The 22,603-nt window shown below is 70.1% G+C and carries 19 protein-coding genes, 1 pseudogene and 1 riboswitch; of the genes and pseudogenes, 13 read left to right on the forward strand and 7 right to left on the reverse strand.

All coding sequences use genetic code 11. The features are described 5' to 3' along the window. Positions 1 to 21: 21 nt before the first annotated feature. Complete coding sequence (locus tag RTA_RS00645) at positions 22 to 1,398, reverse strand: alkaline phosphatase PhoX (protein ID WP_013899431.1); 1,377 nt, start codon at positions 1,396 to 1,398, stop codon at positions 22 to 24. Positions 1,399 to 1,814: 416 nt separating this feature from the next. Here RTA_RS00645 and RTA_RS00650 point away from each other — a divergent pair, with 416 nt between their 5' ends. Both RTA_RS00650 and RTA_RS00655 read left to right on the forward strand, forming a co-directional pair. Beyond that, the gene (locus tag RTA_RS00650; protein WP_013899432.1) at positions 1,815 to 3,692 is read left to right on the forward strand and encodes an ABC transporter ATP-binding protein; all 1,878 of its coding nucleotides are present in this window, start codon (positions 1,815 to 1,817) and stop codon (positions 3,690 to 3,692) included. A 57-nt stretch (positions 3,693 to 3,749) separates the two neighbouring features. Continuing rightward, positions 3,750 to 3,971 carry a hypothetical protein gene (locus RTA_RS00655; protein ID WP_041674926.1) on the forward strand — a complete coding sequence of 74 codons (222 nt, stop codon included), beginning with the start codon at positions 3,750 to 3,752 and terminating at the stop codon, positions 3,969 to 3,971. 55 nt (positions 3,972 to 4,026) lie between these two features. Here RTA_RS00655 and RTA_RS00660 read toward each other — a convergent pair whose 3' ends face one another. Beyond that, positions 4,027 to 5,118, reverse strand: coding sequence for a family 8 glycosyl hydrolase (locus RTA_RS00660; protein WP_226986099.1), 1,092 nt, complete (start codon positions 5,116 to 5,118; stop codon positions 4,027 to 4,029). Positions 5,119 to 5,899: 781 nt separating this feature from the next. Continuing rightward, a riboswitch (S-adenosyl-L-homocysteine riboswitch) is annotated at positions 5,900 to 5,974 on the forward strand. Positions 5,975 to 6,012: 38 nt separating this feature from the next. Here RTA_RS00660 and metH point away from each other — a divergent pair. The 3 genes from metH to RTA_RS00675 all read left to right on the forward strand — a co-directional run bounded on the left by metH (position 6,013) and on the right by RTA_RS00675 (position 10,313). Continuing rightward, positions 6,013 to 8,748, forward strand: coding sequence for a methionine synthase (metH, locus tag RTA_RS00665; RefSeq protein WP_013899435.1), 2,736 nt, complete (start codon positions 6,013 to 6,015; stop codon positions 8,746 to 8,748). An 82-nt stretch (positions 8,749 to 8,830) separates the two neighbouring features. After that, the gene (locus RTA_RS21400) at positions 8,831 to 9,289 is read left to right on the forward strand and encodes a glycine zipper 2TM domain-containing protein (protein ID WP_013899436.1); all 459 of its coding nucleotides are present in this window, start codon (positions 8,831 to 8,833) and stop codon (positions 9,287 to 9,289) included. A gap of 82 nt (positions 9,290 to 9,371) precedes the next feature. Beyond that, complete coding sequence (locus RTA_RS00675; RefSeq protein WP_013899437.1) at positions 9,372 to 10,313, forward strand: YihY/virulence factor BrkB family protein; 942 nt, start codon at positions 9,372 to 9,374, stop codon at positions 10,311 to 10,313. Positions 10,314 to 10,329: 16 nt separating this feature from the next. Here the strand turns inward: RTA_RS00675 and RTA_RS00680 are convergent, their stop codons facing one another. Beyond that, positions 10,330 to 11,877: a YifB family Mg chelatase-like AAA ATPase gene (locus RTA_RS00680; protein WP_041674927.1), complete on the reverse strand. Its 1,548-nt coding sequence runs from the start codon at positions 11,875 to 11,877 to the stop codon at positions 10,330 to 10,332. A 294-nt stretch (positions 11,878 to 12,171) separates the two neighbouring features. Between RTA_RS00680 and RTA_RS00685 the strand changes: the two genes are divergently transcribed. The 4 genes from RTA_RS00685 to RTA_RS00700 all read left to right on the forward strand — a co-directional run bounded on the left by RTA_RS00685 (position 12,172) and on the right by RTA_RS00700 (position 16,251). After that, complete coding sequence (locus tag RTA_RS00685; RefSeq protein ID WP_013899439.1) at positions 12,172 to 12,912, forward strand: TorF family putative porin; 741 nt, start codon at positions 12,172 to 12,174, stop codon at positions 12,910 to 12,912. Between the two features lie 26 nt (positions 12,913 to 12,938). Continuing rightward, positions 12,939 to 13,277 (forward strand): P-II family nitrogen regulator, encoded by a 339-nt coding sequence (glnK, locus tag RTA_RS00690; protein WP_013899440.1) that lies wholly within the window; start codon positions 12,939 to 12,941, stop codon positions 13,275 to 13,277. Between the two features lie 25 nt (positions 13,278 to 13,302). Continuing rightward, positions 13,303 to 14,778, forward strand: coding sequence for an ammonium transporter (locus RTA_RS00695; protein WP_013899441.1), 1,476 nt, complete (start codon positions 13,303 to 13,305; stop codon positions 14,776 to 14,778). A gap of 219 nt (positions 14,779 to 14,997) precedes the next feature. Further along, entirely contained in the window at positions 14,998 to 16,251 is a 1,254-nt protein-coding gene (locus tag RTA_RS00700) for a M14 family zinc carboxypeptidase (RefSeq protein ID WP_013899442.1), read from the forward strand. 30 nt (positions 16,252 to 16,281) lie between these two features. Here the strand turns inward: RTA_RS00700 and RTA_RS00705 are convergent, their stop codons facing one another. Both RTA_RS00705 and RTA_RS00710 read right to left on the reverse strand, forming a co-directional pair. Next, positions 16,282 to 17,271 carry an asparaginase gene (locus RTA_RS00705; RefSeq protein WP_013899443.1) on the reverse strand — a complete coding sequence of 330 codons (990 nt, stop codon included), beginning with the start codon at positions 17,269 to 17,271 and terminating at the stop codon, positions 16,282 to 16,284. Between the two features lie 7 nt (positions 17,272 to 17,278). Continuing rightward, positions 17,279 to 18,274, reverse strand: coding sequence for a tripartite tricarboxylate transporter substrate binding protein (locus tag RTA_RS00710; protein ID WP_013899444.1), 996 nt, complete (start codon positions 18,272 to 18,274; stop codon positions 17,279 to 17,281). Between the two features lie 123 nt (positions 18,275 to 18,397). On the opposite strand from RTA_RS00710, the gene RTA_RS00715 reads away from it, so the two are divergent. Further along, positions 18,398 to 19,288 carry a LysR family transcriptional regulator gene (locus RTA_RS00715; RefSeq protein ID WP_013899445.1) on the forward strand — a complete coding sequence of 297 codons (891 nt, stop codon included), beginning with the start codon at positions 18,398 to 18,400 and terminating at the stop codon, positions 19,286 to 19,288. Positions 19,289 to 19,290: 2 nt separating this feature from the next. On the opposite strand, the gene RTA_RS00720 is transcribed toward RTA_RS00715, so the two are convergent. Continuing rightward, positions 19,291 to 20,409, reverse strand: coding sequence for a TauD/TfdA family dioxygenase (locus tag RTA_RS00720; protein ID WP_013899446.1), 1,119 nt, complete (start codon positions 20,407 to 20,409; stop codon positions 19,291 to 19,293). A 168-nt stretch (positions 20,410 to 20,577) separates the two neighbouring features. Between RTA_RS00720 and RTA_RS21430 the strand changes: the two are divergent. Then, a pseudogene (locus RTA_RS21430) lies at positions 20,578 to 20,694 on the forward strand (TfoX/Sxy family DNA transformation protein); the annotation flags it as partial. Beyond that, complete coding sequence (locus RTA_RS20015) at positions 20,660 to 20,848, forward strand: TfoX/Sxy family DNA transformation protein (protein WP_264362066.1); 189 nt, start codon at positions 20,660 to 20,662, stop codon at positions 20,846 to 20,848. The pseudogene RTA_RS21430 and the gene RTA_RS20015, both read left to right, overlap by 35 nt. Before the next feature lie 18 nt (positions 20,849 to 20,866). On the opposite strand, the gene RTA_RS00725 is transcribed toward RTA_RS20015, so the two are convergent. After that, positions 20,867 to 21,556 carry a hypothetical protein gene (locus RTA_RS00725; RefSeq protein WP_013899447.1) on the reverse strand — a complete coding sequence of 230 codons (690 nt, stop codon included), beginning with the start codon at positions 21,554 to 21,556 and terminating at the stop codon, positions 20,867 to 20,869. Positions 21,557 to 21,631: 75 nt separating this feature from the next. Between RTA_RS00725 and RTA_RS00730 the strand changes: the two genes are divergently transcribed. After that, a complete protein-coding gene (locus RTA_RS00730) occupies positions 21,632 to 22,567 on the forward strand; it encodes an SMP-30/gluconolactonase/LRE family protein (protein ID WP_049871191.1) in 936 nt (311 codons plus the stop codon). Positions 22,568 to 22,603: the final 36 nt, after the last annotated feature.

A 22,603-nucleotide genomic window follows, 5' to 3' on the forward strand; every position in this document is an offset into this window, starting at 1 on the left:
GTCGGCGCAGCCTGCGCGTGCTCAGCGCTGTCCCTTGCGCCAGGGGCCCTCGATCACCAGCGTCAGGCCGGGGCTCTGGATGTTGACGAACATGAAGCGGCCGTTGTGCGAGAAGCAGCCGCCGCAGAACTCGCTGCCGTTGACCACGTTCTCGGCGACGCGGAACAGCTCGCCGTCGCTGTTGACGCCGACGATGTTGTTGCCGTTGCCCCCGTCCTCGTACATGTAGAGGCGCCCGTCCGGCCCCAGCGTGATGTTGTCGGGCGCTTCCAGCACGCCGCGGTCGGTGGATTCCACCACCAGCGCCAGCGTGTCGCGGGCCGGGTCGTACGCCCAGACCTGGCCGGCGCCGATGTTGCCGCCGCTGGTGCAGCAGAAGTAGATCTGCCCGTTGCCCCACCACGCGCCCTCGCCGCGGACGAATCTCGCGGCGCCCGCGGCCTGGCCCTGCGCGCGGGTGCTGTTCACGAACAGGTTGTCGACCGGATCGGGGTTGGGGATGTCGACCCACTCCACCGCCATGGGCTGGTTGAGCTTGTCGAGGAACTCGATGCCGGTGTTCGCCGAGGCGAAATCCCGCAGCCTGAGCGCCTGCAGTCGGCCGCCCGCGAGGAGCACCCCGCGCTGGTAGGGCACGTAGCGGTAGAACAGGCTGTCGGAGGTGTCCTCGGTCAGGTAGACGATGCCGGTGGCCGGGTCGACCGCCGCGGCCTCGTGGCTGAAGCGGCCCATGCCGGTGATGGGAATGGCCTGGGTCGGGCCGCTGGCGAGGGCCGGCACCTCGAACACGTAGCCATGGCGCTTCTGGTAGGTGGTCAGGCCGGCGTTCGGCACGGCCGTGGTCTCCTCGCAGCTCAGCCAGCTGCCCCAGGGCGTGGGACCGCCGGCGCAGTTGTTGTTGGTGCCGCCCAGCGAGGCATAGTGCCGCAGCAGCCCGCCATCCTCGCCCAGGACCAGCGTGCTGGTGCCTCCGTTGGCGTAGGTGTCGTACTTGAAGCCGGGGTCCACGTCCACGCCACGGGCGTTGCCGAACTTGATCTCGCGATTGTTCAGCTCGTGGTTGCGCACCAGCAGGGTGGTGCCGGAAGGGCCGCGGTAGCAGGCCATGCCGTCGTGGTCGCCCGGCACCAGCGTACCGTCGCTCATCATCTGGCCGGTGCAGGAGATCGCCCAGTAGCGGAATCCCGGCGGCAGCGAGATCAGCGGCCGGTCGCGGAAGTCGAACACGCCGGGGACGGCCAGATCGGCGGTGTTCAGCGGCAGGGTGGGGGTGAGCGGGCCGAAGCCGGGGCCGAAGGCCGGCGCGGCATGGCCGGCACGCGCGTACAGCGCAGCCAGCGGCGCGATCATCGTGCTCGTGCCAACCAGCTTCATGAAACTGCGGCGGGAGGGGGTCATGGTGGCTCCTGAAGGTATTGATGGGGGCGCCGGCAAAAGCCGGGAAGCCGGTGTCCGGGGGGCGTCCTGTTCGGGCGGGGCCGGCCGGACCGCCACCATAGGAAGCTGCTGTGTCAGTGTCGTGACGCCGGACCGTCGCATTTCAGCCACGCGCGCACGAAGTCTGACCACCCCAGGCGCGGCGGCGCGGGCGGGCTGGCAAAAGGCCTAGCGGGCCGACTTACGGATGAGCTTGAATCTGCGGGACCGCTGCTCCACGGGCGTGTGCCCAGCTACCGGTGCGCGGCCGCTTTGCCATGGTTGTTGTCTCCGACTGCTCGCCCGCCGAGCCAAGCCGCCTGCCCCCCCTCGAGCGCCCGCGTTGGCTGGAGCTCGCCCCCCAGGGGCTGCGGGACGCCTTCACTTCCGGGTTCGGCATGCCCATCGCCACGGTGCGGCGGGCGCTTCCCTGGCTGCACGGCTTCGGGCGCCCGATCGCCGCGGTGCTGGCCGTGGCGCTGCTGCTGGCCGCCGCCACCGCCGCGGCCCCGCTGGCCGTCATGTGGCTGGTGGACGCCCTCGGGCAGGTAGCCGCCGCGCAGGCCGCGGCGCCCGGAGCCGTCGCGCCGGCAGTGCTGCGCACCATCCTCCTGGCCCTGGCGCTGGTGGCGGCCACCGAGCTGGCCCAGGTGGTCCTGTCGCGGCTGTTCGAAGCCCACAGCTGGCGCGTCCGACTGGACATCGACTTCGCCCTGCGCGAACGCATCACGGCGCGGCTGCACCAGCTGCCGCTGTCCTGGCACCAGCGGCACACGGTGGGCGGCACGGTGAGCCGGGTCAACACCTCCATCAACGGTTTCGTGGCGGCCGTGATGGAGCTGGCCTTCAAGGCCCTGCCCGCGGTCTGCTACCTGGGCCTGGCGCTCGTGGCGCTGCTGCAGCTGGACTGGCGGCTGGCGCTGGCGGTCTGCGTCTTCGCGCCGCTGCCGGCGGTCATCGGCATGCGCGCCGCGCCGGAGCAGACGCGGCGCGACCGGGCGCTGCTGCAGCACTGGACCCGGATCTTCGGCCGCTGGACCGAGGTGCTGGGAGGCATCCGCACCGTCAAGGGCTTCGCGATGGAACAGGCCGAGGAGCGGCGCTTCCTGAAGGCGGTGGACCGGGGCAACGGCCTGGTCGCGCTCGGGGCCCACCGCGACGCAGGCACCCATGCGCGGCAGGCGCTGGCCGCCGCGGCGGCGCGGCTGTGCGTCGCGGGCATCGGCGCCTGGCTGGTGCTGCGCGGGCATGGCACGGTGGGGACGCTGGTGGCCGCGCTGCAGTTCGTGGGCGGGCTGTTCGGCCCCATCCAGGGGCTGACCAACGTCTACGCCACCGTGCGCCGGGCCAGCGTGTCCATGGACGCCATTGCCGAGATGCTGGACGCGCCCGACCCGCTGGCCGACGCGCCCGACGCGCGCGACCTGGTGGTGACGCGCGGCGCCGTGGCATTCGACGGCGTGTCCTTCGATTACGGCGACGGGCGCCCGGTGCTGCGCGACGTGACCCTCTCCATCGAGCCCGGCCAGACGGTGGCGCTGGTGGGCCCCAGCGGCTGCGGCAAGACGACCCTGGTCTCGCTGCTGGAGCGGCTGCACGCACCCACGGCGGGCAGCATCCGGGTGGACGGCGTGGACCTGCGCGCCTGCACCCAGCGCTCGCTGCGCAGCCAGGTGGGCACCGTGATGCAGGACGTGCACCTGTTCCACGACACCATCCTGGCCAACATCACCTACGGCACACCGGGCGCCACGCGTGCGCAGGCCGAGGTGGCGGCCCGCGCGGCCAATGCCCACGAATTCATCGAGCGGCTGCCGCAGGGCTACGACACCGTGGTCGGCGAGCGTGGGGCCGGCCTGTCGGGCGGGCAGAAGCAGCGCATCGCCATCGCGCGGGCGCTGCTCAAGGACCCGCCCATCCTGGTGCTGGACGAGGCGACCAGCGCCCTGGACAACGAAAGCGAGGCGCTGGTGCAGGCTGCGCTCAAGCGCCTGACCCAGGGCCGCACCACCCTGGTGGTGGCGCACCGGCTCTCCACGGTGGTGGATGCCGACCGCATCGTGGTCCTGCGCGGCGGGCAGGTGGACGCCGTGGGCACGCATGCCGAGCTGCTGGCGCAGGGCGGGTACTACGCGCGGCTGTTCGCGCAGCATGCGCGCGGCGGCCTGGTGGAGCCGCTCGGAACGCTGGCGCCGGCGGGCCGGCCGGCCGATGCGGGGATTGGCTCTCGGCCGAGCGCACGACCCGGCATGCGCAGGCGAGCGCTGCGGCGCTGACGCTGCGGGCTCTGCCCCTTCGCGCCGCGCCGCCGCGCGGCGCGTTATCGTGGTGTCATGCACCTTCGTGTCGACTGCCAGCCGCAGCGTGGTTCAGCCGAGGCCGAACCCTCGGTCATCTGGTTCGGCAGCCGGCGCGTGCCCGTCCTGTGCGTGGTCGACCGCTGGTGGGGACCGACCCGGCGCTGGTGGAAGGTGCAGACCGGTGAAGGAGCCTATGTGCTGCGCCTGGAGCAGGACACCGGTGAATGGACACTGGCGGCCGTGGTGCGCACGTAGCCGGACGGGCCGCGCCGGTGGCGCGGCCCGTCCGGCCTTGGCTAGGACGCGGGTCTTACGGCGTCCACCAGTTGCCCGAGGCCAGGAGCATCGGGATGAGCTGCAGCTCGGAGTCGTAGTAGTGGGTCGTGAAGTTATTGGTATTCCAAGACCACAGGTTGTTGAGGAAGGTCTGGAAGCTGGGGTCGACCATGGCGCCGGCCAGCACGGGGCCGACGATGCCGCCTGCCGAATAGGCGCGGCTGATCGCCGTGCCGTTGAGCTTGTAGCCGGTGGCGATGGACCCCGGGTTGCCGCCGCTGTCGGCCTGGAGGAAGCCCACCAGCTTCCGGCAGATTTCCCGCATCCGCTCGTCGCCCGTCATGACGTAGTCGCTGCCGTAGCGCCAGGGGCACCGGCAGGCATTGAAGAAGTAATCCCCGTCGGTGACGGTCCCGTCGCCCACGCCGGGGTTGCGGCCCGGTGACGGAGCGGGGCTGGTGTTCGTGTCCTTGCAGAAGTCGGGCACCAGGCCGATGCCGGGTGAATGATTGGCCTGCAGCGCCTGGAGGATGGCGATCTGCTTCTCCACCGCCGCGTCCCAGATGGCATCGCCGGTCGCCTTCTTGAAGGCCCGGAAGTGGCCGAACATGAAATCGGAGGTGCGGGACGTGTTCTCGGACGGACGGCCGCGCAGCCGGCCGTCCGGGTACATGAACCATTCCTTGATGGCATTGATGGTATTGATGGCTTCCTGCTTGTAGTTGACCTGGCCGTCCGAGCCCCACTGCCGGTCGGCCATCAGCAGGCCCAGCGCGATGTCCAGGTCGCCGTCGGTGGCGGGCCAGCCGTCGCCGCCGCTCCTGCCGTCCATCCACAGGCGCCAGTCCATCAGCGCCGGCTGGCGGGGGCCATAGGCGGGGCGGGCGCGCACCACCTTGAACAGGCCGTCGAAGTAGGTCCTGGCGTTGGGGTCGTGTCCGGCCATCACGGACATCAGGATCATGCCCATGCCCATGCCTTCGGAAACGGTGCGCACCGTGGGCGAGTTCGCGAACTTGATGACGTAGCCGCCTGGGGCGATGTTGTCGGTGCGGACCAGGTTCTCCCGCTTCCACGCGTCGTAGCAGCGCCGGATGGTGTCGTCCATCTGCTGCGGCGAGGCCACCGTCACCAGGGTGCCTGCGGCATAGGCATCCAGGCGTGAACCGAAGGCATAGCCAGTGCCCGAAAGAAGTTCTCCCGAAGACGAACGGGGGTTCGAAGTGGACGGTGCCGCACCGCCAGTGGTCGTGCCGGTGGCGCCATCGCCAATACCGCCATCAGCAACCTCAGCGCCACCGCCGCCGCCACCACCGCAACCGGTCAATGCAGCTGCCATCGCAGCGGAACCAGCCGTAAGGAATATGCGTCTTTTCATCTTCAGCAAAACGTAAAAAAGGGCTTGAGGGCGGCGTTGAAGCCGGTCCTTTCAACCTGTTGACAGATGAGCTGTGGCTTTGAGAAACCTGGCTTTCCCTGCCTGCCGCGGTTGCAACAGGCGGTTGAGCTCGGGGCCAACCTCAGCAAGAGTCGCGAATGTAGTAGGAGACGTCCGACAAACTCGTAGGCAGTTGCCTACAGAGGTAACTAAACTCGGTGATTGTTCGGCGAGACATTTTTCACGGAGAAGCGCGATCCACCGCTCTTCAATGCATGCGCATGCATCCAGCAGTGCGGATGAGATTCCGCATGCACACATGGCTCAACAAGCGATCCGCAGGCGTATGGAAGCGGTCGAACGCGCGTGGTGGATGGCACAACAGTACAACCCGATGAGCTTGAGCTTCTACAAAGCTCGCCTGCAAAAGTTACGTTTGCACGCGAACCTGAAGGCCTGTTTTCAGCGGAAACCGGCCTCGATCCGGGCGGATGGATGCCCGCCCACCGGCCTCTGGCTAGAATTCGTCCAACTCAAGGAGCGTTGCAGCGGCCGTCATATCGGCCGTCAGGCTTGAGCAAACCCGCAACGGCGCTCACCTCGGAACAACCGCCGGCCCGCCGGCATCCCCAGGTGAGTCGAATGCCCCCAGCCACACCCGCCGTCCCCACCCCGCCGCCCCTGCGCCTGGCCGGCCTGGAGCCCGTCGCCATCGGCGCCGGATCGCTGTTCGTCAACATCGGCGAGCGCACCAACGTGACCGGCTCCAAGGCCTTTGCCCGGCTGATCCTGGGCGGCCGGTTCGAGGAGGCGCTGGCCGTGGCCCGCCAGCAGGTCGAGAACGGCGCCCAGGTGATCGACATCAACATGGACGAGGCCATGCTGGACAGCAAGGCGGCCATGGTGCGCTTCCTTCAGCTCATCGCCAGCGAACCGGACATCGCGCGCGTGCCCATCATGGTGGACAGCTCCAAGTGGGAGGTGATCGAGGCCGGCCTGCGCTGCATCCAGGGCAAGGCCATCGTCAACTCCATCAGCATGAAGGAGGGCGAGGCCGAGTTCCGCCGCCAGGCCAGGCTGATCAGGCGCTACGGCGCCGCCGCCGTGGTGATGGCTTTCGACGAGAAGGGCCAGGCCGACACCTACCAGCGCAAGATCGAGATCTGCCAGCGCGCCTACCGCCTGCTGACGGAAGAGATCGGATTTCCGGCCGAGGACATCATCTTCGACCCCAACATCTTCGCCATCGCCACCGGCATCGAGGAGCACAACAACTACGCGGTGGATTTCATCGAGGCCACCCGCTGGATCAAGCAGAACCTGCCCGGCGCCAAGGTCTCGGGCGGCGTGTCCAACGTGAGCTTCTCCTTCCGCGGCAACGACCCGGTGCGCGAGGCCATCCATACCGTGTTCCTGTACCACGCCATCCAGGCCGGCATGGACATGGGCATCGTCAACGCCGGCATGGTGGGCGTCTATGACGAGGTCGAGCCCCAGCTGCGCGAGCGCGTGGAGGACGTGGTGCTCAACCGCCGCCCCGACGCCGGCGAGCGCCTGGTCGAGATCGCCGAATCGGCCAAGGGAGCGGCCAAGGACGAAGGCCGGCGCAACGAATGGCGCGCCGGCAGCGTGGCGCAGCGGCTGTCGCACGCGCTGGTGCACGGCATCACCGACCACATCGTCGCGGACACCGAAGAGGCCTACCAGGCCGTGCTCCGGCAGGGCGGACGACCGCTGCACGTGATCGAAGGGCCGCTGATGGACGGCATGAACATCGTGGGCGATCTGTTCGGCCAGGGCAAGATGTTCCTGCCCCAGGTGGTGAAGTCGGCGCGGGTGATGAAGCAGGCCGTGGCCCACCTCATCCCCTATATAGAAGAAGAGAAGAAGCAGCAGGAGGCAGCCGGCCAGGACGTGCGGGCCAAGGGCAAGATCGTCATCGCCACGGTCAAGGGCGACGTGCACGACATCGGCAAGAACATCGTCACGGTGGTCCTGCAGTGCAACAACTTCGAGGTGGTGAACATGGGCGTGATGGTCCCCTGCCACGAGATCCTGGCCAAGGCCAAGATCGAGGGCGCGGACATCGTGGGCCTGTCGGGCCTGATCACGCCCAGCCTGGAGGAGATGCAGTACGTGGCCAGCGAGATGCAGAAGGACGAGCACTTCCGCATCAGGAAGATCCCGCTGCTGATCGGCGGCGCCACCACCAGCCGGGTGCACACGGCCGTGAAGATCGCGCCGCACTACGAGGGCCCGGTGGTCTACGTGCCCGACGCGTCGCGCAGCGTGAGCGTGGCCCAGAGCCTGCTGTCCGACCAGGCGGCGCGCTACATCGCCGAGGTCGAGTCCGACTACGAGAAGGTGCGCCAGCTGCACGCCAGCAGGAAGCAGGTGCCGCTGTGGCCGCTGGCCAAGGCGCGCGCCAACAAGACGCCGGTGGACTGGTCGGCCTACACGCCGCCCGCGCCCAAGTTCGTCGGCCGGCGCCTGTTCCGCAACTTCGACCTGGCCGAGCTGGCCCGCTACATCGACTGGGGGCCGTTCTTCCAGACCTGGGACCTGGCCGGCCCCTTCCCGGCCATCCTCAAGGACGAGGTGGTGGGCACCGAAGCCGTGCGCGTGTACGCCGACGGCCAGCGCATGCTCAAGCGGCTGATCGAGGGCCGCTGGCTGACGGCCAACGCGGTGCTGGGGTTCTGGCCGGCCAACAGCATCAACGACGACGACATCCAGCTCTACACCGACGAGTCGCGCACCGAGGTGGCCATGACCTGGTGGGGCCTGCGGCAGCAGGCCGAAAAGCAGGCGGTGGACGGCCGGATGCGCCCCAGCCGGGCGCTGGCCGACTTCGTCGCGCCCAAGGGGATGGCCAGGGACTATGTGGGCGTGTTCGCCGTCACCGCCGGCATCGGCGTGGACAGGAAGGAGAAGTACTTCCTGGACGACCACGACGATTACTCGGCGATCATGCTCAAGGCCCTGGCCGACCGGCTGGCCGAGGCCTTCGCCGAGTGCCTGCATGAGCGGGTGCGCCAGGACCTGTGGGGCTACGCGGCTGAGGAGCAGCTGCCGCTCGATCAGCTCGTCGCCGAGAAGTACCGCGGCATCCGTCCCGCGCCGGGCTACCCGGCCTGCCCCGACCACAGCGTGAAGGCCGACATGTTCGCCCTGCTGCAGGCGCAGGACGTGGGCATGGGCCTGACCGACAGCCTGGCCATGACGCCGGCCGCCAGCGTCAGCGGCTTCTACCTCAGCCATCCCGACGCCAAGTACTTCAACGTCGGCAAGATCGGTCCCGATCAGCTGGAGGACCAGGCCCGGCGCCGCGGCGCCGAGCGCTCGCAGCTGGAGCGGCTGCTCGCCCCCAACCTGTGACGCATTGCACGGCGGGCGCGCCGCGCCCGTCGGCGGCACGGGCTGCTCAGCCGTTGATGGAGGGCACAACAGGAGCATCCCCATGAAGAGACTCGTCGCCGTTCTCATGCTGTCCGCCACGGCCGGCGCCTGGGCGCAGGGCGCCTCGCACCCGCACGGCGTGCCGCCCGGCCAGGCCAAGAAGCACGCTGCCGCAGCGGCCGCTTGCGATCTCTGCGGCACGGTCCAGAGCGTGCGCAAGGAAATGCGCAAGGGCGAAGGCGGCGCGGCGGGCATCGTGGCTGGCGCCGCGGCCGGCGGCCTGCTGGGCAACCAGATCGGCAAGGGCGACGGCAGGACGCTGGCCACCGTGGGCGGTGCCGTGGCGGGCGGCTTCGTCGGCAACGAGGTCCAGAAGCGGGTGACCACCAAGGAGATGTGGGTCACGCGGGTCAAGATGAAGGACGGCAGCGTCCGCAGCTTCGAGCAGGAGGCCAAGCCCGCCTGGACGGCCGGCAGCCCGGTCCGGGTCGACGGAAAGGTCCTGGTCGCGCGTCGCTGACCTCGCGCCAAGTCGGCTTGCACCTACGCAGGCTGCAAGGCGCGACCGATAGCGTCCCGCTGGGCCCGGTCCAAGATGGCGCATGGCCTGGACCGACCACCTGCCTGCCTGGGCGCTGAAGCTGGCGCGCACCGGGCGCCCGCTGTACCGCGCGTTCACCCTGTGGAGCGACGCGAACGGCATGCGCATGAGCGCGGCCATGTCCTTCTACGGCATCCTCAGCCTGGCACCCCTGCTGGTGCTGGTGGTCGCCATGCTGGGCTGGTGGCTGGACCGCGAGATGCTGGAGCAGAACCTGGTGAGCCAGATCGGCGGCATCGTGGGCGAGCAGGGCGCCAGCGTCATCCGCGAGGCGCTGGCCAGCGCGCAGGAGCCGTCGGAAGGCATCATCGCCTCGATCATCGGTTTCCTGGTGCTGCTGTTCGGCGCCACCGGCGTGTTCGGCGAACTGCAGGAGGCGCTGGAGCGCCTCTGGGTGCACGGCACCGAAACCGTGGCCCGGCAGAACTGGTGGTACACCGCCTCGCTGCGGCTGCGAGGCGTGGCCTACGTGCTGGCCTTCGGCTTCCTGCTGCTGGTGTCGCTGGTGATTTCGACCCTGCTCAACATCTTCTCGGGCTGGGCCGGCCAATGGCTGGCGGTGGAGGTGCTGCTGCGCCTCCTCAACGAACTGGCGACCTTCGGCATCTGCGCCGCGCTGTTCGTCGCGCTGATGCGGCTGAGCGCGGGCCCTAAGCCGCGCACGCGCTACCTGATCGCGGGCGCCCTGATCGCCGCCCTCCTGTTCATCGGCGGACGGCAGCTGATGACGGCCTACCTGTCCACCGCGGCGGCCGTGTCGGCCTACGGCGCGGCCGGCTCGCTGGTGGTGCTGCTGATGTGGATCTATTTCTCTTCGGCCGTGCTGCTGTTCGGGGCCGGCTGCGCCAAGGCGCTGGAGGAGGAGCGCGGACTGCGCCGGCCGCGCCCGCGCGGCCGGCCGGATGCCGGCGCCGCCGGCGGCGGGTACCAGGAAGCGGGCTGACGCAGGGGGGTAGGCTTCAGCCGGCGCCGTCCATCATGAGGCCGCGCCGGTACTGCACCGCCTCCGCCACGTGCGCCACCTGCACGCCGGCCGCGCCCTCCAGGTCGGCGATGCTGCGTGCGACCTTCAGCGCGCGGTGCGTGGCGCGCGCGCTCCAGCCCAGGCGGGCCGCCGCCGTCTGCAGGAATGCCGCCGCGGCCGCGTCCAGCCGGGCGTGCTGGTCGATCTCGCGGCCCGCCAGCGCCTGGTTGGGCTTGCCCTGGCGCTCCAGGGCGCGCCCGCGCGCGGCCACGCAGCGGGCGCGCACCGCGGCCGTGGACTCGCCCGGCGGCGCCTCCAGCAGCTCCCGCGGCGCCAGCGCCGGCACCTCCAGGTGCAGGTCGATGCGGTCCAGCAGCGGACCGGACAGCTTGCCCTGGTAGCGCGCCACCTGGTCGGGCGTGCAGCGGCAGGCCCGGTGCGCCGCGCCGCGCCAGCCGCAAGGGCAGGGGTTCATCGCGCCCACGAACTGGAAGCGCGCCGGGAATTGCGAGCGCCGCGCGGCACGGGCGATGGTGATGTGCCCGGTCTCCAGCGGCTCGCGCAGCGCCTCCAGCGCGGCACGCGGGAACTCGGGGAGCTCGTCGAGGAAGAGCACGCCCTGGTGCGCCAGGGAAATCTCCCCCGGCCGCGGCGGCGAGCCGCCGCCCACCAGCGCCGCCGCGCTGGCCGAATGGTGCGGGCTGCAGGTGGGCCGGCGTGCCCAGCGTTCCAGCAAGAACTGTCCGGCCAGGCTGGCGACCGCGGCGCTTTCCAGCGCCTCCTGCACCGTCATCGGCGGCAACAGGCCGGCGAAGCGCTGGGCCAGCATGGACTTGCCCGAACCGGGCGGTCCGACCAGCAGCAGGCCATGGCCGCCGGCGGCGGCGATCTCCAGCGCGCGCTTGGCCGCGGCCTGGCCCTTCACGTCGGCCAGGTCCGGGTAGACCGCGGGCGCCGCCGCGGGTGCCCCGCCCGCCATGCGCGACCAGCCCTCGCCGGGCGGGCCGTCGGCTGCCGCACTTCCCTCCGGCAGGAAGCGGCGCACCACGTCCAGCAGATGGACGGCGCGCCAGACCGCGGCGCCCGGCACCAGGGCCGCCTCTTCCGCGCTGCCGGGCGGCAGCACCAAAGCCAGGGCGGGCTCGGCGGCCTGCAGCGCCAGGCTCATGGCCAGCGCGCCGCGCACCGGCCGCAGCTCGCCCGACAGCGACAGCTCGCCGGCGAATTCGTGGCCGGCCAGCCGGCTGCCGTCGATCTGCCCGCTGGCCGCCAGGATGCCCAGGGCGATCGCCAGGTCGAAGCGGCCCGAGTCCTTGGGCAGGTCGGCCGGCGCCAGGTTGACCGTGATGCGCTTGTTGTGCGGGAATTCCAGGCCGGCGTTCTGCAGCGCCGAGCGCACGCGTTCGCGCGCCTCCTTCACCTCCGTCTCGGCCAGCCCCACCAGGGTGAAGCTGGGCAGGCCGTTGGCGAGGTGGACCTCGACCGTCACCGAGGCGGCCTCCAGCCCGACCAGGGCACGGCTTTGCACCAGGGAGAGGCTCAAGGCGACGTTCTTTCTTCCAGCAGGGGACTCCAGGACAACGCAAGCCGCGGGCCGCCCGGCGACCAGCGTCTCCTCCAGATGGAGGAGGAAGGCCGTCCCACCCAAGAAGGTGCATGGCGGACCTTGGTGCGGGCGTCCGCCTGCCTCGCACTGGCTTGGTGCGGCCAAGCGCCGACTAGCCCACCCCGCTCGACCGCAATACCCTGGACAGCCGCGCCCGTCTTGCTTGCCGGGCCATGGCATGCCTCCTGCTTAGTGGCCCTGCCCCAGGTCCCAACTCAGAACGGAGCAACCATGAAAGTCAAAACGATCGCCCTGCTGGCCGCACTGGCCGCCTCGGGCGGCGCCTTCGCGCAGGCCGCCGCGCCGGTGCCCGCGCCCGCGCCCGACTACACGCTGACCTTCAACGTGGGCGCGGTGTCGGACTACCGTTACCGCGGCATCTCCCAGTCGCGCAAGGACCCGGCGGTGCAGGGCGGTGCCGACTTCTCGCACAGCAGCGGCTTCTACGTCGGCACCTGGGCCTCCAGCATCAAGTGGATCGAGGACGCGGGCGGCGACGCCAAGGCCGAGGTGGACCTCTACGGCGGCTACAAGGGCACCGTGGGCGGCCTCGCCTACGACGTCGGCGTGCTGCGCTACCAGTATCCCCGCTCGGAACTGGCGGTCAGCCCCAACACCACCGAGCTGTATGCCGCCGGCACCTTCGGCCCCGCCACGCTGAAGTACTCGCACGCGGTCACCAACCTGTTCGGCTTCGACGACAGCGAGAACAGCTACTACCTGGACCTGTCGGCGACCTTCGACACCGGCCTGTGGGGCCTGACCCTCACGCCCCACGTGGGCTACCAGAAGGTCAAGAACTACAGCGACTTCTCGTACACCGACTACTCGCTGACGCTGGGCAAGGACTTCGGCAACGGCTTGACGGCCACGGCGGCCGTGGTGGACACCGACAACGACAACTACCGCGGACCCAACGGCGAGAACCTGGGCAAGGCCAGCGTCGTCGTGGGCGTCAAGTACACCTTCTAAGGGCTGCGGCCCGCGAGGAGAAATACATGAAACTGGTCACGGCCATCATCAAGCCGTTCAAGCTGGACGAGGTGCGCGAAGCCCTGTCCGGCATCGGGGTGCAGGGCATCACCGTCACCGAGGTCAAGGGCTTCGGCCGCCAGAAGGGCCACACCGAGCTGTACCGCGGCGCCGAGTACGTGGTCGACTTCCTGCCCAAGGTGAAGATCGAGGCCGCGGTGGCCGAGGACCTGGTCGAGCGCGTCATCGAGGCGGTCGAGGCCGCCGCCCGCACCGGCAAGATCGGCGACGGGAAGATCTTCGTCTACGACCTCGAGCAGGTGGTCCGCATCCGCACCGGCGAGACCGGCAAGGAAGCCCTGTAAACCACACGAGACTGAAAGAGACACCATGAGAAAGCTTCTCGCCTCCCTGGCCCTGGGCCTGGGCCTGCTGACCGGCGGCGGCGCCGTGCTGGCGCAGGCGCCGGCCGCCCCGGCACCCGCCGCCGCATCCGAGGCGGCCCCGGCGGCGGCAGCCCCAGCCGCCGCGCCCGCTGCGGCACCCACGCCCAACAAGGGCGACACCACCTTCGTCACCATGGCCACCCTGCTGGTGGTCCTGATGACCCTGCCCGGCCTGGCGCTGTTCTACGGCGGCCTGGTGCGCAGCAAGAACATGCTGTCGGTGCTGATGCAGGTGTTCGTGGTGAGCTCGCTGATCTACGTACTGTGGGTGCTGTACGGCTACAGCGTGGCCTTCACCGCCGGCAACGCGTTCATCGGCAGCTTCGGCAAGGTGTTCCTGGCCGGCGTCACGCCCGAGACCCTGGCCGCCACCTTCAGCAAGGGCGTGGTGATCCCGGAGCTGACCTTCGTCGGCTTCCAGGCCACCTTCGCCGCCATCACCTGCTCGCTGATCGTGGGCGCCTTCGCCGAGCGCATCAAGTTCTCGGCGGTGCTGCTGTTCGTGGTGATCTGGTTCACCTTCAGCTACCTGCCGGTCGCCCACATGGTCTGGTACTGGGACGGCCCGGACGCCATCACCGACGCCGCCTCGCTGCAGACCGTGACGGCCAATGCCGGCTGGCTCTGGGCCAAGGGCGCGCTGGACTTCGCCGGCGGCACCGTGGTGCACATCAATGCGGGCATCGCCGGCCTGGTGGGCGCCTACGTCATCGGCAAGCGCATCGGCTACGGCAAGGAGTCGCTGACGCCGCACAGCCTGACCCTGACCATGGTGGGCGCCTCGCTGCTGTGGGTGGGCTGGTTCGGCTTCAACGCCGGCTCCAACCTGGAAGCCAACGGCGTCGCCGCCCTGGCCTTCGTCAACACCCTGGTCGCCACCGCCGCCGCCACGCTGAGCTGGATTGCCGGCGAAGCGCTGGCCAAGGGCAAGGCCTCGATGCTGGGCGCCGCCTCGGGCGCGGTCGCCGGCCTGGTGGCGGTCACGCCGGCTGCCGGCTTCGTCGGCCCGATGGGCGCCATCGTCATCGGCCTGCTGTCCGGCCTGGTCTGCCTGTGGGGCGTCAACGGCTTGAAGCGCCTGCTGGGTGTCGATGATTCGCTGGACGTGTTCGGCGTGCACGGCGTGGGCGGCATCCTGGGCGCGCTGCTGACCGGCGTGTTCGCCTCGCCCTCGCTGGGCGGCACCGGCATCTGCAACTACGTGAGCAACAAGTGCGGCGACCCGGCCGACTTCCCCGGCATCGGCGCCCAGGTCTGGATCCAGTTCCAGGGCGTGCTCACCACGGTGATCTGGTCCGCGGTGGTGGCCTTCGTCGCCTACAAGATCGTCGACCTCGTGATCGGCCTGCGCGTGACGGAGGAGGAAGAGCGCGAGGGCCTGGACATCAGCAGCCACGGCGAGACCGCCTACCACCGCTGATGGCGGAAGGGGTTGCGGCCGCGGCGCTCGCCGCGGCCCGACATGCAGGAGAGTCTCCTTGGATGTTCAGCCCGCCAGAGCCTCGGCTCCGGCGGGCTTTTTTTCGGGAGGCTCCTCCAGGAGAACGGCTTGCGGCGACAAAGGTAACGTTTGGCAAAGGCAGTTGTCCTTCGATAACGGGTTCGGACAGCATGCCACTCCCACAACAGGAGACCCCGCATGAAGAAATTGTTCGCTAGTCTGGCCATGATGTCGGCGCTGGTGGCACCGGTCGCCTGGGCACAGAATGGCCCGGCCACTGTGCCCAACGGTCCGTACGGTGACAACGACAGCATCGCTTCGCTGCGCACCTATGCCCAGATGATCAAGGCTCTCGAGAGCAGCGCGAGCAACAGCGGTGGCGCGGTGCAGCTGCACTACGCGCCCTGGACCAGCAACACCGGGCGCAAGGTGCCGTATGTCGTCATCGGCAACGGTCCGACTGCGGCGCTGCTCATTGCGCAGCAGCATGGCGACGAGATGGAAACCAGCGATTCGGCGCTCAACCTGATCCGCACGCTGGGCAACAACTCGATGAGTTCGAAGGCGATCCGGGCCGCGTTGACCGTGGTGGTCGTTCCACGCGTCAACGTCGACGGCTTCGACGGCGAGAACGCGGACGGCACGCCGATCACCGACAGCGCCGGCCGCACCACGCCATGGCGGCAGAACTACGATCCTCGGTTCGTGGTCGGGTCGCTGCCGGCGTTCTACCAGCGCGGGCGTGGCTACGACATCAATCGCTATCACCCGTTTCGCCCGGAATGCCCGTTCGACAACCCGAACTTTCCCAACATCACGACCGGGGTCGTGAGCTGCGAGACGAAGGACATCGACAGCAAGGGACCGTACCTCGTCTCCGAAGGCAATCCGGTGCCCGAGGCAAAGAACATCCGCTGGATCAACGACCAGTTCAAGCCGGTGGTGGCGCTCGACATGCACCATCAAGGCACGCGTGTGAACGACGGCGAGATGGTGACGGCTTCGGCGCTGTATCCCACAGCCGGAGCGACGGCCGTTCGGTTGCAGAACGCGGGCGATCTCAACGCCGTGGCCCGCTTTGCCAGCGGCCAGACTATGGCCAAGCGGGTGGTGGTGCTGATCGCGCAGACGCTCGCGCAGTACCCCTATGCCAATCTGAGCCGCTATCCCGGCGGAACGGAGCCGGGCATCTCGCGCAACGCCTACGGCCTGCTCGGCTCGGGCTCGGTGCTGCTGGAGTTGCGCGGCGGCATCGGTACGAAGTCGGGCGGCTACATCCAGAAGATCGGCTACCACGCGTCGATGGCGATCGTCGAGCAGCTCGCCCGCGACCCCCTGTTGATGGCCTACGACCCGAACCAGGCCGACGTGCTGGTGGTGCCTGCGAATGGGATCGGACCCAACCCGGGCCCGGGCAGCGAGGGTGACGACGAGCACGACCACGGGGGTTGATGGCTGGAGCCGACGCGCCGTCGCAGGCTCCTAGGTCTCGAACAGGCGCGCCAGCGTTTCCGGGCGCACGCCGCCCTGCTGCAGCGCCAGCATCAGCACGATGCGCGCCTTCCAGGGCGAGAGGTCGCCGCTGAGCACCGCGCCCGCCTCCACCAGCAACGCGGAGGAGCCGGCGAAACCGTAGCCCTCGCGCGTGCCGCCCCGGGGGATGCGCGTGGACACCACGACCGGCACGCCCTGGCGCATGACTTCCACGATGGCCTCGTGCATCGCGCCGTTGACGTGGCCCGAAGCCACCGCCTCGATCACGACGCCGCGCGCGCCGGCGGCTTGGGCGGCGCGCACCAGGGCGCCGTCGGCGCCCGCGTACATGGGCACGATGTCCACGCGCGGCAGCTCGGGCGAGCGCAGCGGCAGGTGCAGCCGCCGCCGCGGCGAGCGATGGAAGGTGACGCGCTCGTTGACGACCGAGCCCAGGTAGCCCCATTCGCCCGACTGGAAAGTCTCGACGTCAACGGTGTGCGACTTCGTCGCCTCGCGCGCCGCGTTCACGTGTTCGTTCAGCGCCACCAGCACGCCGTGGCCGCGTGCCGCCGGCGCGCGGCAGATCCTGAGGGCCGTCAGCAGGTTGCGCGGGCCGTCGAAGTCGCGCGCCGAGGCGTTGCGCTGCGCGCCGGTGACCACCAGGGGTTTGTCGCTGCGCACGGTGAGGTCGAGGAACCAGGCGGTCTCCTCCAGCGTGGCGGTGCCGTGCGAGACGACCACCCCCGCGATGTCCTCGCGCTCCAGCAGGGACTGCGCCAGCGGCGCCAGCCCCGCCCATTGCCGGGGGCCGAGGTGCGGTGAAGGCACGCGGCAGAAGTCGTGCACTTCGACCTCGCCCGCCTCTTCTCCCACGGCCTGCAGCAGGTCCTGCCCGGAAAGCACCGGCATCGCCAGGCCGCTGGCCGGATCGATGCGCGAGACGATGGTGCCGCCGGTCGTGATCAATGCGCAGCGCTGCGGGGGGCCTGCAGCCATGGCGACCTCAGTCGAGCGAAAAGTTGGCGGACTTGACGACGGCGCCCCAGGTGCGGATCTCGGAGTCCACGTACTTCGCGAACTCTTCCGGCGTGCCGCCGACCGGGAAGCCGCCCAGCGACTCCAGGTGCTTTCTCACTTCCGGCGTCGAGAGGATGCGGTTCACCTCGGCGTTCAGCTTGTCGATGATGGGCCTGGGCGTCTTGGCCGGCGCCGCCAGGCCGTTCCAGGACAGCACGTGGAAATCGGGCAGCCCCGCTTCGGCGGTGGTGGGCACGTCCGGCAGTTCGGGCAGGCGCTTCGGGCTGGCCACCGCGATCGCTCGCAGCTTGCCGGACTGGATGTGCTGCCCCAGGCCCAGCGAGGTCATGAAGCCCATCGCGACATTGCCGGCCAGCAGGTCGTTGAGCGCGGGAGACGCGCCCTTGTAGGGGATGTGGAGGATGTCGATGCCGGCGCGGTACTTGAGCATCTCGCCGGCCAGGTGCGGCGAGCCGCCGACGCCGGTGGAGGCGTAGTCCAGCTTGCCCGGCTGGGCCCTGGCCAGGGCCACCAGTTCGTCGAGGTTCTTCGCCGGGACCTTGGAGCCCGCGACCAGCACGCTGGGGGAAGCCATGAACTGCACGATCGGCGCGAGGTCCCTGCGCGTGTCGTAGTTCAGCTTCTTGTACACCGACATGTTGGTGGCGTTGGCGATGGTTTCCACCAGCAGCGTGTAGCCGTCCGGCGCCGCACGCACCACCTGCTCGGTCGCGATGTTCGAACCCGCTCCCGGCTTGTTCTCCACGAGCACCGGCTTGCCCCAGGTCTGCGCTAGCCGGGTGGCCACGACCCGCGCGATGATGTCGGTGGGACCGCCCGGCGGGAAGCCGACGACGATGGTGATGGGCCGCGACGGGTAGCCGGCGGCGTCCTCGGCGGCGGCGACGGTCTGCGTTGCGGCAAGAGCCGCCAGAATCCCGGCAATGGCCCGGTTCACGGCCCGGCGGGTGGGCTGGTTCATGGCGTCTCCTGTTGATGCGTCCGGCGCGCGGGCCTGCGCCCGGGCGCTCCTGACCGAAAAATTCTAGGCCTCGCGTCCGGCGCATAAAGCCATATTTCTGCAACTGGCAATGAAGAGAAACTGATGAAGCTATCCTTCTTCGCGACGCTTGACGCGGTGCTGCGCACCGGCAGCCTGGCCGGCGCGGCGCGCGAGATGCACGTGACGCCGAGCGCCGTGAGCATGCAGATGAAGCAGCTGGAGACCCATTTCGGCCAGCCCCTGTTCGACCGCTCCGGGCTGTCGGTGCGCGCGCGCCCGATCGCGCTGGAGATCGCGGAAACGATGCGCGAAACGCTGGGTCGGCTGGAGTCCTTGCGCCGCCGCACCGGTGCCCGCGTGGAAGGCCAGGTGCGGCTGGGCGTGATCGAGACCATGCAGGCGACGCTGCTGCCGGCCGCCATGGTCTGGCTGCGCGCGCAGCACCCGGCCCTGCACGTGCGGCCCGTGCGCGGCCGCTCGGTCGAGCTGCTGGAAGCGGTGAAGGGCGGCGAACTCGACGCGGCCGTCGTTGTGCAGCCGTCCACCGGGGGTTCGCAGCGGCTGCTGTGGCATCCCGTGCTGCACCGGGAGCTGGTGCTGCTGGCGCCGCCCGATGCGGTGGAGGCGCGCGCGCCGGCGCTGCTCAAGGCCCACGAGTGGATCCGCTTCGATCCCGAAACGGGCACCGGTCGCCTGGCTGCCCGCTGGGTCCGCAAACACGCCCCCGGCGCCCGGCCCACCATCGATCTGCAGTCGGTGCACGCGATCGTGGCGATGGTGAGCGCCGGACTCGGCGTCTCCGTGGTGCCCGAGCCGGATGCCCGGACGGCGCAAGCGCACCGGGTGCGCATCGTGCGGCTGGGCCGGGACGCGCCGACGCTGCAGGTGGCGCTGGTGGCGCGGCCCGCCGACGCCGACGGCCGCAAGCTGCAGGCGTTGCGCGACGCGATGGCCGCGGCGCTGGTGCAGGCGGCGGGCGGCGCCCGCCGCTGAACTCAGGCCGCGGCCGCTTCCGGGAGCACGACGACCGTGCGCGGGATCAGCGGCATGGAGTGGTAGGCCGCCTGGCGCGTCTCGAAGTCGATGAAGTCCTGCGTCAGGTGGTCGCCGCGCAGGCCGCCGCGCACGGCACCGGCACGGGCGTCTCCGAAGTACACCGCCCACTGGGCGGGCAGCGGTTGCGAGGACGGCACGGCCAGCCACAGCCGGTACAGGTGGCGCTTCAGGTCGTGCTCCTCGTGGTCCTCGAAGTCCGTGCGCGAGTGCAAGGTCGCGTAGCTGTTGAGCAGCTGCAGATCGCCCCGCTCGAGCCACATCGAATAGCACAGCTTCGGGTCGGCCATGAGTTCGTCCAGCAGGTCCAGCGCCTCGATCTGCTCCGCCGTCAGGCGCGGCACCTCGGAGAAATCGCGCTGCGCCGCCATGACGTTCTTGCGGTTGGCGCGCGCCGCGAAATGCACCGGATCGTCGCCCAGCAGCGGCAGCATGTAGTACGGCGGCTTGCCCGGGCCCTGCGCGCCCTGGTAGCTGTGGTACCACGGGCCCTGCAGCACCGGGATCAGGTCGGGGCGCCGGCGCGCGATCTCGTCGCGCAGGGCGATCGAGCTCACCACCTTGCTTTCGCCGCCCTTGCGAGCCGTGCGCCGGCACAGCAGGGCCACGACGTCGCAGGAGTCGCAGTGGAAGTCCAGCGAGGCGTTGGTGTTGTAGCCGCGGCCGTTCCTGGTCTTGTAGTTGCCGCCTTCGTCGCGCACGTCCGCCATGAAGGCGCTGGCGCGGTTCTGGGTGCGGGCCGTGCCCATGTGCAGGCCCATGCCCCAGCAGGCGAGGCGCGCCTCGTCCTCGGTCCAGCGGTCGGTGGGCAGGCCTTTCATCAGGCACATGCCCCAGCGGCCCTGCGTCAGGCCGATCGCCTGGGCCAGGGCGGCGCGCGAGGCTTGCGGCAGCGGGAAGTCGGCCGGCGTCATCGCGGTGAATGCCTTTCCCGCCGCCCTGGCATGCAGCAGCGCCTGGTGGAAGCCCTCGGCGGCCTCGGGCGAGATCGGCAGGATCCAGGAAGTGTCGTTCTGGGCGGCGGCGGCGGTCCAGGCGCGGGGGTGGAGTGCGGTGCTCATCGGAAGGTTTCCTCGTGGGTGGCCCTCTGGGCTCGTGCAAGGAGAGTCTAGGGATGCCTTCGCTCAGGAAAAAGCGCGAAGTTCTTCAGTTCCGATGAAGATTTCCTGATGAAGTGAAGAAGGACGAAAAGATGGCTGCTTCGGCACGGGAGCTGCCATGATCGGCTGATGGCCGACGCTACGCCCATCGCACAACTGCCGAATCTCGGACCCAAGTCGGCGGTTCTTCAAGTGGCGGGCATACGAACACTTGCGGACCTGCGCAAGCTCGGGTCGGTGGCTGCTTACGCCAGGGCCAAGCTGCACTGGCCGACCTGTCTCCTTGAACCTCCTGTGGGCGCTGGAAGGCGCCATCACGGGCGAACGCTGGCAGGAAGTCGCTCGCCGCCACAGAACCAGCTTGCTGCTCGCGCTCGAAGACCACGAGCGGCGCGCGTAGAGCCAGCCCCCGCCGGCGTCAGGCGCCGGTTTCGTGCACGCGCGGCAGCGTCAGGCGGATGGTGTCGCCGTCACGCGCGAAGCCCATGCCCTCGGCTTGGGCCAGCGCCTCCACCTCCTGCGGCCGCAGCGGGCGGTAGGGCGGCTCGGCAGTCGTGGGCGCGGGCCCGTCGGTGGGCTCCAGCGACAGCACCAGCAGCGCGCGCGCCGGCTCCAGCTCGGCGGTGATGGTGATGTCGGCCGGCGCGCCCGAGCTGTCGGCCAGCAGCAGCAGCGAGGCCGGCAGCACGTGGCGCAGGCCGGCGCGCGGCACCGGCGCCGGCGCATGGCCCAGCTCGTCGCGCAGCGCGAAGCCGCGGAAGCTGAAATTGCTGCGCAACAGCGAGATGCATTCGCGCACCCCTTCCTCCAGCGAGACCATGCGGCCGGGCTCGGGCGCCAGCCAGGTGATCACGTCCAGGCAGGAGTGCACGGCCGCGCGCGAGAAGCTGTTGATCTTGGCCATGCCCTCCTGCACCTGCACCAGGTCGGGCGAGGGCGCCTTGAGCCGGCGCTCGATCACCTCGGTGATCATGCCGATGGGCTGCAGGTGCACCACCATCTCGTGGCGCATCGCGAAGGCGATGCGCCGAAGCAGGGCGTAGCGCGCGGCTTCCACCAGCGTCAGCTGGCCAGTGGAACCCGGGGAGGTGGTCGAGGCTTCTTCCATGGCGTGTTCCGTTGAGGGCGGATGTTACCGCCCGGCCCCGTGCCGTGCGCGCCGCGGGCACAATGGTTTTCAACCATGCAGGCAGCGGATTGGGACAACTTCACGGCGCAGGCGGATGAGCTGGGTGAATCGCCCTTCTGGCATCCGGATGAGCAGCGCCTCTACTGGGTCGACGTGCCCGGCCGCCAGCTGCGGCGCGCCGGCGCCGAAGGCGGCGACGCCGAGGGCTGGGCCATGCCCAGCGAGCCGGGCTGCATCGCGCCCGCGCGCGGCGGCGGCCTGGTCGTGGCGCTGCGCGACGGCATCTACCGGGCGCGGCACTGGGGCGGCGCCTTGCAGCCGCTGGCGCGCTTCGCGCACGACCCGGCGACCACGCGCTTCAACGACGGCAAGGCCGATCCGCGCGGGCGGCTGTGGGCTGGCACGATCTACGAGCCGCGCGATGCGCGCCGGGCCGAGCTCTACAGCATCGACTGCCGGCCGGACAACGGCCAGGGCGGCCGGCCGCTGATCCAGACCCAGGCCGGCAACGCCATCACCGCCAACGGCCTGGCCTTCTCGCCCGACGCGCGCACGGTCTACTGGGCCGACACGCCGCACCACGTGATCCATGCCTGGGACTGGGACGCCGAGTCCAACGCGATGCGCGGCCACCGCGTGTTCCGCCAGTTCGAGCCCAAGCCGCCCGGCTGGCAGCCGGGCCAGCCCGGCTATGGCGGGCGGCCCGACGGCGCGGCGGTGGACCGCGAGGGCAATTACTGGTGCGCCATGTTCGAAGGCGCCCGGCTGCTGCAGATATCTCCGGCCGGCGAGATCCTGCGCGAGCTGCCGGTGCCGGTGCGCTGCCCCACCATGCCCTGCTTCGGCGGGCCGGACCTGCGCACGCTGTACCTCACCAGCGCGCGTCGCGGGCGCCCCGGGCAGGAGCTGGCGGCGATGCCGCAGTCCGGCCGGGTGCTGCGGCTGCGGGTGGACGTGCCGGGGCTGCCGGTGAATTTCTTCATCGACTGATGTAGCAAAGCTCAAACGTCCGGCGCGGGGCCGGGC

Origin of the sequence: Ramlibacter tataouinensis TTB310 (assembly GCF_000215705.1) — a bacterium.
GTDB classification, from domain to species: domain Bacteria; phylum Pseudomonadota; class Gammaproteobacteria; order Burkholderiales; family Burkholderiaceae_C; genus Ramlibacter; species Ramlibacter tataouinensis.